15 protein-coding genes are annotated in these 13,112 nt (G+C 73.2%); 6 read left to right on the top strand and 9 right to left on the bottom strand.

Features of this window, described 5'->3' with window-relative positions; translation table 11 throughout:
* The first annotated feature begins 126 nt into the window (after window positions 1-126).
* Window positions 127-351, top strand: a complete 225-nt coding sequence (locus ACU436_RS24190) for an SbtR family transcriptional regulator (RefSeq protein ID WP_459029112.1) — start codon at window positions 127-129, stop codon at window positions 349-351.
* Here ACU436_RS24190 and ACU436_RS24185 read toward each other — a convergent pair.
* The 4 genes from ACU436_RS24185 to ACU436_RS24170 form a co-directional block, all read right to left on the bottom strand.
* Window positions 323-1,762 carry a GuaB1 family IMP dehydrogenase-related protein gene (locus tag ACU436_RS24185; protein ID WP_459028935.1) on the bottom strand — a complete coding sequence of 480 codons (1,440 nt, stop codon included), beginning with the start codon at window positions 1,760-1,762 and terminating at the stop codon, window positions 323-325. The genes ACU436_RS24190 and ACU436_RS24185 overlap by 29 nt on opposite strands.
* Before the next feature lie 12 nt (window positions 1,763-1,774).
* Window positions 1,775-2,281, bottom strand: coding sequence for a hypothetical protein (locus ACU436_RS24180; protein ID WP_459028933.1), 507 nt, complete (start codon window positions 2,279-2,281; stop codon window positions 1,775-1,777).
* Window positions 2,278-3,786, bottom strand: a complete 1,509-nt coding sequence (locus ACU436_RS24175; RefSeq protein ID WP_459028932.1) for an ATP-dependent DNA ligase — start codon at window positions 3,784-3,786, stop codon at window positions 2,278-2,280. The genes ACU436_RS24180 and ACU436_RS24175 overlap by 4 nt, the downstream gene beginning before the upstream one ends.
* Before the next feature lie 107 nt (window positions 3,787-3,893).
* Window positions 3,894-5,066: an EAL domain-containing protein gene (locus ACU436_RS24170; RefSeq protein ID WP_459028930.1), complete on the bottom strand. Its 1,173-nt coding sequence runs from the start codon at window positions 5,064-5,066 to the stop codon at window positions 3,894-3,896.
* A 404-nt stretch (window positions 5,067-5,470) separates the two neighbouring features.
* Here ACU436_RS24170 and ACU436_RS24165 point away from each other — a divergent pair, with 404 nt between their 5' ends.
* The 3 genes from ACU436_RS24165 to ACU436_RS24155 are packed head-to-tail and all read left to right on the top strand — an operon-like array spanning window position 5,471 to window position 7,082.
* Entirely contained in the window at window positions 5,471-5,674 is a 204-nt protein-coding gene (locus ACU436_RS24165) for a hypothetical protein (RefSeq protein WP_459028928.1), read from the top strand.
* Complete coding sequence (locus ACU436_RS24160) at window positions 5,674-6,249, top strand: DUF6879 family protein (RefSeq protein ID WP_459028926.1); 576 nt, start codon at window positions 5,674-5,676, stop codon at window positions 6,247-6,249. Before ACU436_RS24165 ends, ACU436_RS24160 begins: the two co-directional genes overlap by 1 nt.
* Entirely contained in the window at window positions 6,246-7,082 is an 837-nt protein-coding gene (locus tag ACU436_RS24155) for a helix-turn-helix domain-containing protein (RefSeq protein ID WP_459028924.1), read from the top strand. Before ACU436_RS24160 ends, ACU436_RS24155 begins: the two co-directional genes overlap by 4 nt.
* On the opposite strand, the gene ACU436_RS24150 is transcribed toward ACU436_RS24155, so the two are convergent.
* Entirely contained in the window at window positions 7,071-8,480 is a 1,410-nt protein-coding gene (locus ACU436_RS24150) for a class II fumarate hydratase (RefSeq protein ID WP_459028922.1), read from the bottom strand. The genes ACU436_RS24155 and ACU436_RS24150 overlap by 12 nt on opposite strands.
* A 334-nt stretch (window positions 8,481-8,814) precedes the next feature.
* Between ACU436_RS24150 and ACU436_RS24145 the strand changes: the two genes are divergently transcribed.
* Window positions 8,815-9,588, top strand: coding sequence for a response regulator transcription factor (locus ACU436_RS24145; RefSeq protein ID WP_459028920.1), 774 nt, complete (start codon window positions 8,815-8,817; stop codon window positions 9,586-9,588).
* Window positions 9,589-9,591: 3 nt separating this feature from the next.
* Here the strand turns inward: ACU436_RS24145 and glpX are convergent, their stop codons facing one another.
* Window positions 9,592-10,647: a class II fructose-bisphosphatase gene (glpX, locus tag ACU436_RS24140; RefSeq protein ID WP_459028918.1), complete on the bottom strand. Its 1,056-nt coding sequence runs from the start codon at window positions 10,645-10,647 to the stop codon at window positions 9,592-9,594.
* A gap of 146 nt (window positions 10,648-10,793) precedes the next feature.
* Between glpX and ACU436_RS24135 the strand changes: the two genes are divergently transcribed.
* Window positions 10,794-11,390: a DUF4245 domain-containing protein gene (locus ACU436_RS24135; protein ID WP_459028917.1), complete on the top strand. Its 597-nt coding sequence runs from the start codon at window positions 10,794-10,796 to the stop codon at window positions 11,388-11,390.
* Here ACU436_RS24135 and ACU436_RS24130 read toward each other — a convergent pair whose 3' ends face one another.
* Genes ACU436_RS24130 through ACU436_RS24120 form a run of 3 tightly spaced genes read right to left on the bottom strand, consistent with a single transcriptional unit; the run spans window position 11,391 to window position 13,092 of the window.
* Window positions 11,391-12,386, bottom strand: coding sequence for an FAD-dependent oxidoreductase (locus tag ACU436_RS24130; protein ID WP_459028915.1), 996 nt, complete (start codon window positions 12,384-12,386; stop codon window positions 11,391-11,393).
* Window positions 12,386-12,805 carry a hypothetical protein gene (locus tag ACU436_RS24125; protein WP_459028913.1) on the bottom strand — a complete coding sequence of 140 codons (420 nt, stop codon included), beginning with the start codon at window positions 12,803-12,805 and terminating at the stop codon, window positions 12,386-12,388. The genes ACU436_RS24130 and ACU436_RS24125 overlap by 1 nt, the downstream gene beginning before the upstream one ends.
* A 32-nt stretch (window positions 12,806-12,837) precedes the next feature.
* The gene (locus ACU436_RS24120; protein WP_459028911.1) at window positions 12,838-13,092 is read right to left on the bottom strand and encodes a hypothetical protein; all 255 of its coding nucleotides are present in this window, start codon (window positions 13,090-13,092) and stop codon (window positions 12,838-12,840) included.
* Window positions 13,093-13,112: the final 20 nt, after the last annotated feature.

Below are 13,112 nucleotides of genomic sequence, written 5' to 3'. Positions count from 1 at the left end.
GGCGCCGAGATTGCAGCAAAGCCACTTTCACGCCACGTGGTTGCGTGAGAGTGGCTTTGCTGCAACAGGGGCCAGGAGCCGCCTTACCGGGGGCTCGCCACGAGCCTCGCCCACGCCTCGGACGACCTGCTCGCCGGCCGGTGCGTCGCCTCCGAACAGGCGCTCGACCGGCTGGCCGAGCACGCGCGCGGCACGGGGGAGCTACGCGCGGACGTCACCGGCACCGACGTCAGCCGGCCCGCCACCGCCGCGGCATGGGCGGCCGAGGCGGCTGGCGAACCGGCGTCGGCGGAGCACCTGCTCGACCTGGTGTTCGCCGGCCTCACAGACCGTGGGGAGTGCCCTCCGTGAAGCCCGCGGTGGTCTGGACGCCCACCGCCGCACGCTCGTGCAGCTCGTCCAGCGTCCGCGCGCCGGCGTAGGTGCAGGCCGAGCGGACGCCGGAGCAGATCTCGTCGAGCATGTCCTCCACGCCGGGGTGCACCGGGTCGAGCAGCTGCTTCGAGCTGGAGATGCCCTCCTCGAAGAGGGCCTTCCGGGCGCGGTCGAACGCGGTCTCGCCGCGGGTGCGGGCGCTCACCGCTCGCTTCGACGCCATCCCGAACGACTCCTTGTAGGGGCGGCCGCTCTCGTCGCGCAGCAGGTCACCCGGCGACTCGTAGGTGCCGGCGAGCCACGAGCCGATCATCACCGCGGACGCGCCCGCGGCCAGGGCCAGGGCGACGTCGCGCGGGTGGCGCACACCGCCGTCCGCCCAGATCCGCACGCCGAGGTCGCGCCCCGCCGCCGCGCACTCCAGCACGGCGGAGAACTGCGGGCGCCCGACGCCGGTCATCATCCGCGTGGTGCACATCGCGCCCGGGCCCACCCCGACCTTGACGATGTCGGCGCCCGCGGCCGCGAGATCGCGCACACCCTCGGCGGTGACGACGTTGCCCGCGGCCACCGGCACGGTCGAGCCCGCATCGGAGACGACCTTCCGGACGGCACGCAGCGCGTCGAGCATCCTGTCCTGGTGGCCGTGTGCGGTGTCGACCACGAGCACGTCGACGCCGGCGTCCAGCAGGGACTTCGCCTTCACCCCGACGTCGCCGTTGATCCCGACCGCGGCCGCCGTGCGCAGCCGGCCCGTGGCGTCCAGCGTGGGGTGGTAGAGCTCCGCCCGCAGCGCACCGAGCGCGGTGAGCAGGCCCGCGAGCCGGCCCTCGGCGTCCAGCCCCAGCGCCACGCGGCGCGAGCCGAGCGCCTCGAACACGCCACGCGGGGGCGTGTCCAGCGGGAGCGTGAGCGGGCCGGCGTCCAGCACGTCTCCGAGCCGGGTGAAGCGGTCGACGCCGGTGCACGCCGCCTCGTCGACGGTGCCGACCGGGCGGCCACCCTCGTCCACCACGACGACCGCGCCGTGCGCCCGCTTGGGCAGCAGGTTGAGCGCGTCGGCGACGGCGTCGGCCGGGGTGAGCACCAGCGGCGTGTCCCACACCGGGTGCCGGGACTTGATCCACGAGACGATCTCGGCCACGGCATCCGGCGCCACGTCCTGCGGGAGCACCGTGAGGCCGCCGCGGCGGGCCAGCGTCTCGGCCATCCGGCGCCCGGCCACCGACGTCATGTTCGCGGCGATCACCGGGACCGTGGCGCCGGAACCGTCGGCGGTGGTGAGGTCGACGTCGTACCGCGACGCCACCGACGACCGGCCCGGGACGAGGAAGACGTCGTCGTAGGTGAGGTCGTGGTTCGGCTCTTGCCCGTCGAGGAAGCGCACGAGAAGACAACTCTACGCGCCCGCCGACCAGTCCGTGACCTCGTCCGGTGACCGCGGGAGCGGCCGGACCTCCTGCACCCATTCCGCACGCAGGGCCGGCAGGCACACCTGCACGAGCTCGTCCGCGACGGCTGCCGGGACGTCCCAGCCGGGTACGGCCGCATCGGGGCCGTCGAACAGCGCGAACAGGTAGTCGTTCCAGGCGCCGTAGGCGGTGGCGAGGATCAGCTCGGCGGGTGCGGTGAACTCGACGGTGGCGTAGCCGTCCCAGAGCGGTTCGCCGACCAGCATGTGCGCGTCCTCGATCGTGACCCCGCACCGGCCACCCCACGCCCATACCGGCGGTCGCCCCTCGGTGGACACCCCCGCCCGCTGCATCGCCGCGACCATCTCCTCGTAGGCCGTGCGGATCACCTCACCGGGGCTGCGCGGCACGTGTTCCCACGAGCCGACCAGCTCGCCGCGTACCTGCAGCTCCGCGACCCGGGCGAGTGACTGGAACGACCAGAGCCGCATCATTCGCGTAGGAGCGCGCGTACGGCGTCGATCGTGTCGGCCTCCGCGGGCGTCTTGTCGGGGCGGTAGCGCAGCACCCTGGCGAACCTCAGCGCGACGCCGCCCGGGTAGCGCGGGCTGCGCTGCACGCCGTCGAGCTCGATCTCCACCACCAGCTCGGGGCGCAGCAGCACTTCATGGCCACGGTTTTCGCGGGCGAGGTCCGGGAAGGTGGCCGTCTGCCAGGCGAGCAGCTCGTCGGTCATGCCCTTGAACGTCTTGCCCACCATGATCGGATCGCCGCCGTCGGGGTCGCGCGCGCCGAGGTGGATGTTCGAGAGCGAGCCGGTGCGGCGCCCGTAGCCCCACTCCGCGCCGAGCACGACCAGGTCGAGCGTGTGGACCGGCTTGACCTTCTGCCACGCCCGGCCGCGCCGCCCCGCTGCGTACGGGGCGGAGAGGGACTTGACCATGACGCCCTCGTGGCCGGCTTCGAGGGCGCGCTCGAGCAGCTCGGCCGCCTCCTCCTGGGTGGGGCGCACCGCACCCGGCATGCGGTGGGCTGCCGCGACCCGCTCCAGCGCCTCGAGCCGGACGTGCAGCGGCTCGTCGAGGAGGTCGGCGCCGTCGAGGTGGAGGCAGTCGAAGAAGAACGGCTGCAGCAGCAGCTCTCCCGCCGCCGCGCCGAACCGGCTCATCGTCTCCTGGAACGGGCGTGGCCGGCCGTCGTCGCGCAGCGCGAGGGTCTCGCCGTCGAGCACCACCGAGCGGCACGGCAGCCCGCGCACCAGCTCGACCAGCTCCGGAACGTTCGCTGTGATCTCCCGCAGCGTGCGCGTCCAGACCCGTACCTCGTCGCCCGCCCGGTGGACCTGGACGCGTGCGCCGTCGAGCTTGAACTCGACGCTCGCCTCCGGCGCCAGCTCGGCCAGCGCGGTGTCGAGCGTCTCGGCGGGGGAGGCGAGCATCGGCCGGAGCGGCCTGCCGACCTGCAGCGTGACGGCCGCCAGGCCGGCGACGCCCTCGGTGAGCGCCAGGCGGGCCGTGGCCGGGAGCTGCCCGGAGAGCATGAACGCGCGCCGCGCGACCGCCGACGGGACCTCGGCCGCCGCGGCGATGGCCTCCAGCATGACGCCCTCCAGCGCACCCTGGCGCAGCTCGCCGGTGAGCAGCCGGCGCAGGAACGCCTGCTCGTCGGCGGTGGCGGCGCCGAACAGCTCGCCGAGCAGCGCGGCGCGGCGGGCCGTGGACCCGGCGCCGGTGGTGGCCGCCAGCTCGTCGAGGATCCGTTCCACCGCGCCGACCTCCAGCGCGGGCTGCGCCGCCGGGCGGGCGTCGATGCCGGCGAGCGTGCGCCAGCCGGTGCCCAGCCGGTTCTGCCGCGGTTCACCGGCCAGCCACGCGGTGGCGGGCTCGATCTCGTCGCCGTCGGCGCGGCGCAGCAGGGCGGCGAGCGCGGCCGTCTTCGCCGTGCGGGCGCGGGTGGCCCCGACCGCGGCGGAGGTGGCGACGACGTCGGCGAGGAGCACAGGGCCATCTTGACAGCGCGCACCGACAGGCGGCGACGCGCGAGGATGGCGGGGTGGGTGGGTGGGTGGTGGAGCGGCCCGGGCCGGCCGCGGACGGGCCGCCGCGGCTACGCCGCGCTCGTCGCGGCCGTCGCCTCCTGCAGGAGGTCGGTTACTCGGACGATGCCCGTGCACACCCCGGCGTCGTCGAGCAGGACGATGTCGTCGTAGCTGCGCTCGCGCTCGCCCGAGAGGCAGAACTGCAGGGCGGTGCGGACGTCGGTGCGGGCCGGGAGGGTGCGCGGAGGCTCGGCGAGCGCCCGCGCGGGACGGTTGGCGTAGAGCGCCCGGCCGAACGGCCCGGAGATCGCGAGCATGAAGCGGTTGCGGTCGAGGAACCCGGTGGGGCGGCCGGAGGCGTCGAGCAGGACCACGCTGCCGGTCTGCGGGTGGTCGGCGAGCGCCTGCCGCACGCTCTCGGCCGTCACGTCGTGGCCCAGGCTGATCGCGGCCTGGCCGAGGCCCGCCACCGGCTGGGGCGGCGTCGGCATCCGCGGGGCCGGCACGACCGGACGCCGCGAGGGCATCAGGTCGGCGGGCACCAGGATGCCCTCGGTCGAGGGCCGCATCCGAGGCTCGGCGAGCAGGGGCCCCTGGGCCCACGTGATCCCGAGGTCGCGCACCGCGGCGAGCTGCTCCGGCGTGGCCACTCCGGTGGCGGTGATCCGCACGCCGACCGCCCGGCACACCTCGACCAGGGCCTGCGCCACCGTGCGGGCCAGCGGTTGGTACGGCAGGCGGGCGACCAGGTCGCGATCGAGCTTGACGAGGTCCGGTGCCAACTCGGCGACCTGGTCGAGGCCGAAGCCGCGCGCCGGACCGTCCAGGCCGATCCCGAAACCGGCGGCACGCAACTCGGCCACGCCCTCGGCGAGCGCGTCCGCGGGCGCCGCGGACCGGGCCGGGTTGATCTCCAGCAGGATCGGGGGCACCGGGTGGTTCCCGTCCCTGGCGAGCAGCGAGCCGCGCAGCTGCCCGATCCGGCGCCGCGCGGACACCACCGTGTCGGCGAGGACATCGACGTGCAGCGGCACGGTGGCGTCGTAGTCGGACCCGTGCAGCACCGACGCGATGGCGATCCCCGAGTCGAACTCGGCGAGCTGGCGGGTGCCCCACACCGAGTTGCGCGCGACGTACTCGACCTGGTCCCTCGCCTGGCAGCGCAGCACCTCCAGCCCGACGGGCCGGCCGTTGGAGAGGTTCAGCAGCGGCTCGAACGCGAACCGACCGTGGTCACTCACCGTTGCACTCCCTCTGCCTCCCCCCGCGCGATGCAATCACGAGCGGGTGCCCGCAGCGGTGAACGATGAGTGAACCTTCACAGCGTGCGACGAAGGGTTTCCCCTGTTCGGAGCAGTCATGGGCGATCCACGGCCGTCAGCGGTTCCACGGAACCCAGCCGCGTGCTCGCCAGTACGCCCAGTGCTCCCGGATGCCGATCGCCTGGTCCCGGTGTGCTCGGCGGTGGCGCCGTCGCCGGTCGAGTCGGTTGAACCGGCCCGCCGCCTGGTCCGCTGCTCTCCTCATACGTGCAGGGTGGCGAGGACACGTTCACAACTGCAAACAATTGCGCAGTATTGCTTGACGCCGGACCGGGCTCGGGCCAGGCTCGTTGTGTCTCACCTCACTCGACGAGAGGAACCTCGTGAAGCTGACACTGCTCGGCACCGAGTCCGAGAACGGGGGCAGTCCGACGCTCTACGCCACGGACCGCGGCACATACGTGGTGCAGGGTTGGCGCGTGAGTGATCCGGAGGCACAGGCGCAACTGGTCGTGCCCGGTCACGAGACCGTCGTCGAGGTGCCTGCCGCCCTGTTCCGGTTCGCGCGCCCGGCGGGGTCGACCTGATGGGTGTCATCAGCGTGGATGAGTTCGCCGCGCTCTTCCAGGGCTTCACGCGCTCGGCAAGACGCCTGGAGTCCCGGAGGCACACGCACATCGACGAGGAGCAGCCCCGGTTCCGGGCCTTCCTCGCCGGAGAGCTCCCCGAGACCTGTGAGTGGGAGCCGACGTCGTGGACCGAAATGGTCGCCCGGCAGACCGGGGCGGGGCGGACGTTCCAGCGTGTGCGGGTGATGAGTCAGCCACTCAGTGAGTACAACCGCTACCTGCTGTACCGGACGCCGTACAACCTGGGGGCAGGGGAAGACATCCGGTACCTCGATCGCGACCGGGCGAACGCCATGGGGTTGCCCGACCACGATTATTGGGTCTTCGACTCCTGCCTCATCTGTTTCCTGCGGTTCACCGCAGACGGACGCTTGATCGGATACGACACCGTGGACGATCCGGGGATCGTCGCTTGGCACGAAGAATTCATCCTGCGCGCCCTCGATGTCGCTACGCCGTACGCCGAGTACGTCGCGGCTGACCCGACCCGGGTCCGACCGCCGATCCGGCTAGGGGCTACGAAGGTCGGGTGAGCGATCGGCACGACGCGCGGACCGGGTTCGGCAACCGGCTCCGCCGCCTGCGTGAAGACGCCGGTCTTTCGGGCAAGCTGCTCGCAGAGCAGCTTGCCTGGCCGGCGTCCAAGGTCTCGCGCCTCGAAAACGGTCGCCAAACGGCCTCCGTAGCTGATGTCGAGGCGTGGACCAGCACGCTCGGGGTTTCCGACCCGGTTCGCGCCGCCCTCATCGAGGATCTCCGCAGTCTGCGGGTGGAGTATGCGAGCTGGCGCCGCCAGCTCCGTGGGGGATTCGCTCCGAGGCAGCGGACCTCCCGGCTTTTGGAGGACGGAACCACAACGCTGAGCGTCATGCAGACGGCGCTCGTGCCGGGCCTCCTGCAGACCGGTGACTATGCCCGTGGAGTATTCCGCGGTCTCGCCGCGCTGCAGGGACAGCGGGACGTGGAGGGCGCTGTCCGGGAACGGCTGCGTCGCCAAGAGCTGCTCTACCAGTCCGGCCGCCGGTTCCGGTTCTTGATCGCCGAGGCCGCTTTGCGGGCCCGCCTGGTACCGCCGGCCGTGCACCGTGCCCAACTGGACCGCCTGATTGGCCTGGCCGGACTCGACACGGTCGAGTTGGCCGTGCTCGCGCAGGCGGCCGAGCTGCCCAAGGCGACCTCCCACAGCTTCGAGATCTTCGACGAGCACCTGGTGGTGGTCGAGACCATCACCGCTGAGCTCGGCGTTCGGGATCCGGAAGACATCGACCTCTACACGAGGCTCTTCGAGCTGTACTGGCAGATCGCCGCCCACGGTGAGGAGGCGAGCGCCCTCATCACCCGCATCGCGTTGGAGCTACCCCGCTGACCTCCCTCCCCGGGCCATCGCGAGGACGTCGAGGGCGGCGTCGAGCTGCTCGACGGTGAGCTTGCCCCCGTCGACGTGACCACGTTCGATCACGACCTCGCGGATCGTCTTGCGCTCCTTGAGCGACTGCTTCGCGATCGAGGCGGCCTCCTCGTAGCCGAGGTAGCGGTTGAGCGGGGTGACGATCGACGGTGAGGACTCGGCGAGCTCGCGGGTGCGTTCGAGGTCGGGCTCGGCGCCGTCGACGACCTTGTCGGCGAGCACGCGCGCGGCGGCCGCGAGTAGCCGGGCGGACTCCAGCAGGTTGCGCGCCATCACCGGCATCATCACGTTCAGCTCGAGGTTGCCCTGCGATCCGGAGAACGCGACGGTGGCGTCGTTGCCGATGACCTGGGCGGCCACCATCATCGTGGCCTCGCAGATCACCGGGTTGACCTTGCCCGGCATGATCGAGCTGCCCGGCTGCAGGTCGGGCAGGCGCAGCTCGGCGAGGCCGGTGCGTGGCCCCGAGCCGAGCCAGCGGATGTCGTTGGCCACCTTGAACAGGGAGACCGCCACCGTCCGCAGTGCGCCGGACGCCTCCACCAGGCCGTCGCGCGCGCCCTGCGCCTCGATGTGGTTCTCGGCCTCGGTGAGCACCCGCAGGCCGGTGGCGGTGCGGAGCTCCTCGACGACCCGGGACGCGAACTCGGCGGGGGCGTTCAGCCCGGTGCCCACGGCGGTGCCGCCGATCGGGAGCTGGGCCAGGCGGGGCAGCACGTCGCGGACCCGCGCGGCGCCGTGCTCCATCTGCGCCGCCCAGCCGCTCGCCTCCTGGCCGAGCGTGATCGGCACGGCGTCCATGAGGTGCGTGCGCCCCGCCTTGACGACGTCCGCCCAGTCCTCGGCGCGGCGGCCCAGCGCTGCGGCGAGGTGCTCCAGGGCGGGGACGACGTCGTTCACCAGTGCCTCGGTGGCGGCCACGTGGATCGTGGTCGGGAAGACGTCGTTGGACGACTGCGACGCGTTGACGTGGTCGTTCGGGTGCACGTCGACGCCGGAGCGGGCGGCGACCGATGCGATCACCTCGTTGGCGTTCATGTTCGAGCTGGTGCCGGACCCGGTCTGGAACACGTCCACGGGGAAGTGCTCGTCGTGCATTCCGGCGGCGACCTCGTCCGCGGCGGCGGCGATCGCGTCGGCCGGCTCGGCCGGGAGCACGCCGATCTGCTTGTTCACCCGCGCGGCGGCAGCCTTGACGAGGCCGAGCGCCCGGATCTGCGCGCGTTCGAGCCCGCGCCCGGAGATCGGGAAGTTCTCGACGGCACGCTGGGTCTGCGCGCGCCACAGGGCGTCGACGGGCACCCTGACCTCGCCCATCGTGTCGTGCTCGATCCGGAACCCGTCGTCGGTGGCCATGTGCACAGTCTTCTCCCGCGGGGCACCCGCATGCATCCGGACGTGGTGGTGACCACGGGGTACGCAGATGTGCGTATCCCCTCGCGCGCCGGCAGGGGCCACGATCGCCGGGTGCGGATCTTCCGCCCCGGTCGTCGCGAGCGACGGAAACCGGGGGCAGGCGAACGAGCGGAGAAGCACCGCGACGGCACCGGCGACGGCGCCGTCGGACCATGCTGCGGTCACACGGCGCCGCGGTGCTGGTGTCCGCTGACCGTGCGAACCGCGCCGCCGGGCGGGTGAGCGCGGCCGCCGTGCGCTAACGCCGCTGCACGGCCGGGGCGAGGCCATCTCCATGGACGGCACCGCCCGCGAGCGCGCGTGGCTGGACCTGCTGGCCGACCTGTTGTCGGCACCGCTCGTCGAGCTGCCCGAGGAACGGATCGCCGCGCAGCTGCACGCCGGGTTCGGCCTCCTGGCCGCGGCCTACAACTACCGGGAGCCGGGGAACGGCACGGTGCAGCGGGTGTGGCCGCGCGACGAGCAGTTCTTCGGGCATCGCGCCGAGGTCGACCGCTGGGGCGTGTGCTGCGCGCCGGCCGCCCACCCGATCCTGCGCTACTACCTCGCGACCGGTGACTGGCGGGCCATCCAGGTCGCCGACGTGCCGGAGCGCTACGCGGACGAGGCGGTGCGGGCGAGCTGGCTGGAGCTCGCGGCGCCGTGGGGAGCGCCGTCGCAGCTGGCGCTGCCGCTGCACGTCGGCCCGCGCAGCCACCGCGCCTTCGTCCTGGGGCGCGCGGACCCGTTCACCCCGGAAGAGGTGCGCCTGGCGGAGACCCTGCACCGCGTGCTCCGCGGGCTCGACCGGCAGGTCGTGGCCGCCGCCACCCGGTTCGACGGGCGCTCCCGCGAGGTGGCCACCAGCCTGCACCTGACGCCGCGCGAGCTCGCCGTGCTCGGTGAGCTCGCCGACGGCCTCACCGCCGCCGCCATCGGCCGCAAGCTGCTGATCACCGAGCGGACGGTGCACAAGCACCTCGAACGGCTCTACACCAAGCTCGGCGTGGGCGACCGGCTGGCCGCGGTGCTCCGGGCCCAGCGCCTCGGTCTGCTCCCGGCGCGGTAGCCGTCAGGGCAACGGCCGCGGGGTGTGCTCCGCGTCGGTGAGCTGCTCCGACGACAGGTCGAAGTTCACCGAGGAGTACTCGCGCAGCTTCGTGAGCCGGTGGGAGCCCTCGATCATGCGGACGGTGCCGGACTTCGAGCGCATGACGATCGACTGCGTGGTGCAGCCGCCCGCCCAGTAGCGCACGCCCCGCAGCAGGTCGCCGTCCGTGACGCCGGTGGCGCAGAAGAAGACGTTGTCGCCGCGGACGAGCTCGTCCGTGCTGAGCACCCGGTCGAGGTCGTGGCCCGCGGCGACGGCCTTCTCCCGCTCCTCGTCGTCACGGGGCCACAGGCGGCCCTGGATGGCGCCACCCATGCACTTCAGCGCGGCCGCGCTGATGATGCCCTCCGGCGTGCCGCCGATCCCGACCAGCAGGTCGATGCCGGTGTGGGCGCGAGCCGCGGCGATCGAGCCCGCGACGTCGCCGTCGGTGATGAACTGGATGCGTGCCCCGGTGCGCCGGATGTCCTTGACGAGCGACTCGTGCCGGGGCCGGTCCAGCACGCACACGGTGACGTCGCTGACGTCGAGGTGCTTGGCCCGGGCCACGCGGCGGATGTTCTCGGCGATCGGCACGGTGATGTCGATGACGTCGGCCGCCTCCGGGCCGACGGCGAGCTTCTCCATGTAGAAGACGGCCGACGGGTCGAACATCGCGCCGCGCTCGGCGACCGCGAGCACGGCGACGGACCCGGGCATGCCCTTGGCCATCAGCGTGGTGCCGTCGATGGGATCGACGGCCACGTCGCACTCGGGGCCCGTGCCGTCCCCGACGTGCTCGCCGTTGAACAGCATGGGCGCCTCGTCCTTCTCGCCCTCGCCGATCACGACGACCCCGCGCATGGACACGGTGCCGATCAGCTGGCGCATCGCGTCGACCGCGGCGCCGTCCCCGCCGTTCTTGTCGCCGCGTCCCACCCAGCGGCCGGCCGCCATCGCGGCCGCCTCGGTGACCCGGACGAGCTCCATCGCCAGGTTGCGGTCCGGTGCCTCGCGTCGGCTCTCGGATGTCGTCATCTCAACCCTCCTTACCCCCGGACCGACGATGGCGCGGGCTTCGTGGATCCCGATCCTCGCAGATCCGGCGCCGGTCTGAGGTCGTCTCGATCCGCACTGAGACCATCCGCACGACCATCCGTACGACATGGGTGCACCATGGACCCGTGAGTTCAGACCCCCGTCCACCTGCGAAGCCGCCGCGTTCGGCCCTCTCCGTGCGCGACATGATCGGCGCCCTCGTCGTGCTCGCGCTGATCGTTCTCGTGGCCGGTGGGCTCTCGCGTTCCTGCACGTTCGCGCCGGCCGGCCCGACGGTCGACGCGTCGCGGCTCCCCGTCGTCGACGTTCCCGCGGAGCTGGCGCGCCTCGCGCCGGACTCGACGTTCCCGCTGCGCGTCCCGGCGGTGCCGGAAGGCTGGCGGGCGAACGCCGTGGAACGCACCGCCGTCCCTGCGGGCGGTCGCATCGTGAGCAGCGGCTTCCTGACGCCGGACGGGCGGTATCTCCGCCTGCAGCAGGGTGACGCCACCGAGGAGGCGATGCTGCGCGCCGAGGCGGGCGATGCGCCGACGCCCGCACGGGGCACCGTCGACGTCGACGGGCAGCAGTGGGTGGCCTACACCGGGCCGCGCGGCGAGTCGATCTGGATCACCGACGTCGGCGGGGTGCGGATGCTCGTGACCGGCAGCGGGAGCGAAGCGGACTTCCGCACGCTGGCCGGGGCAGCCGTGCGCGGTGAGGTCGTCGCGCACGGCGGCTGATCAGACCAGCTCGCACGCCGCCGCGAGGGCCGTGCCGAGCACCGGGGCGAGCTTGAACAGGTTCTCCCCGTGCACCGCGACCACCCGGTCGGCGTGCTGGATGTGGAACCCGTCGCCGAGGCCCGGGGTCGGCGTGCAGTGGACCGTCTCGACGATCCGCGGTTCCACCGCGAGGTGCTCGCGCGCGTACTCCAGCAGCGCGTTGCGGGCGACTGCGATGGCGGCGTCCCGCCCGACCGGCCACGCCGTGGCGGCCGGATCGAGGTGGCCGCCGACGGCCCACCGGCCCGGGCCGCTCGCGTGCTGGTAGGTGCCCAGGCCTGCTGCGGGGATGTCGATCCAGCTCCGCCAGGCGACCGTCGGGTCGACCGGGAACGTGAACCGGGCATGGTGTTCGAGCTCTCCGGGCACCGCGATGCCGACCCGCGTGGCCAACTGCGACGTCGCGGCCCCGGCCGCGAGGAGGACGGCGTCGAACCGGGCGGACCCGCTGCGGGTCCACACGTGCCCGTCGGCGTCGACGGCATCGACGGGTTCCAGGCGCAGCGCCGGCCCGGCGAGCCCGGTGAGGTACTCCCGGACCGCGTCGACGTCGACGACCCCACCGGCCGGGTCGAGCAGTGCCTCGGCCGGAGGCCGGCGCGCGGGCAGCCGGAGCCGCTCGGCGCCCGGCCGCAGCTCGAACGGCGCGCCCGCCGCCGCCATGGCTGCCGCCCACGCCGGGACGTCCGCACCGCTGATCACGCATCCGGACGGGACGACCATGGGGCGGCCGGCCCGCTCGGCCCACCGGTCGAACGCGGCGCGCGCATCGGCGGCCAGCCGCACCAGTTCGGGCTCGCGGTGCGCGAAGCGGAAGATCCGCGACGACCCGACCGACCGCCCGGCCATCGGTTCGTCCGCGCGCTCGTAGCAGACCACCTCCGCGCCGCGCTCCAGCAGCGCGGCGGCCGCCGCCAGGCCGACCACACCGGCGCCGACGACCGCGACCCGCATCAGAGGTACTCGCCATCGGCGCGGTCGTCGGGTACCGGTGTCCGGAACGGCAGGAACCGGAAGCGGATCCCGCCTGCGCTCGTGCCGAGCGCGTCGGAGCCGTGCTCGTCCGAGTTCGCCTTCTCGATGCTGATGACGCCGGTCGCACTCATCGCGTCGAGCTGGGCGAGCAGTTGGGCGAGCGCGACGGACGAGCCTTCCGGTGCGTGTTCGGTCTGGGCCAGGGTGCGGTGCAGCGCGGTGACGTTCCAGCTCTCGCGGAATCCGCTGCCGACCGAGGTGGCGAGCACGACGTCGAGCAGCCAGTGCGAGGGCGTGTCCCGCAGGCCGGCGGTGGTGTGCGCCTCGATGCCGATGACCTGGTCGGCGCGCACCAGCCCGTCGGAGTGGGTCTGCACCCACACGTTCGCCAAGCTCACCGCGCTCACCTCGCTCGTTCCGGACCGATGGGTCACGCACGAGTCTCGCGGATCGCGGCCCCGGCGTGGCGGGTCTGTTGCCGTCCGGTCCGCAACGCGCGCCGCCGGACGACGGCCGCGGCCACCACCGACAGCAGCGACAGGACGGGAGTCGGGAACCCCACGACGGTCCCGACACCGATGTCGACGATCGCCGTGGCCGCGTCGTCGAGGGCGGCGGAGAGCGGGAAGATCCCGGCGTAGAGGCTGACCGAGCGTGATGGCGAACTGCCGCCACGTCCGATCACTTCCAGGCCCGCCCGAACGA

It is taken from the genome of Pseudonocardia wallangbongensis, assembly GCF_054486945.1.
This window is presented reverse-complemented; position numbering and strand designations above follow the sequence as displayed.

What these genes read in the sequence shown, in the direction of transcription:
- ACU436_RS24150 (WP_459028922.1), bottom strand. Translation starts at nt 8,480, where the DNA reads ATGGCCACCGACGACGGGTTCCGGATCGAGCACGACACGATGGGCGAG.
- ACU436_RS24145 (WP_459028920.1), top strand. Translation starts at nt 8,815, where the DNA reads ATGGACGGCACCGCCCGCGAGCGCGCGTGGCTGGACCTGCTGGCCGAC.
- ACU436_RS24130 (WP_459028915.1), bottom strand. Translation starts at nt 12,386, where the DNA reads ATGCGGGTCGCGGTCGTCGGCGCCGGTGTGGTCGGCCTGGCGGCGGCC.
- glpX (WP_459028918.1), bottom strand. Translation starts at nt 10,647, where the DNA reads ATGACGACATCCGAGAGCCGACGCGAGGCACCGGACCGCAACCTGGCG.
- ACU436_RS24160 (WP_459028926.1), top strand. Translation starts at nt 5,674, where the DNA reads ATGGGTGTCATCAGCGTGGATGAGTTCGCCGCGCTCTTCCAGGGCTTC.
- ACU436_RS24180 (WP_459028933.1), bottom strand. Translation starts at nt 2,281, where the DNA reads ATGATGCGGCTCTGGTCGTTCCAGTCACTCGCCCGGGTCGCGGAGCTG.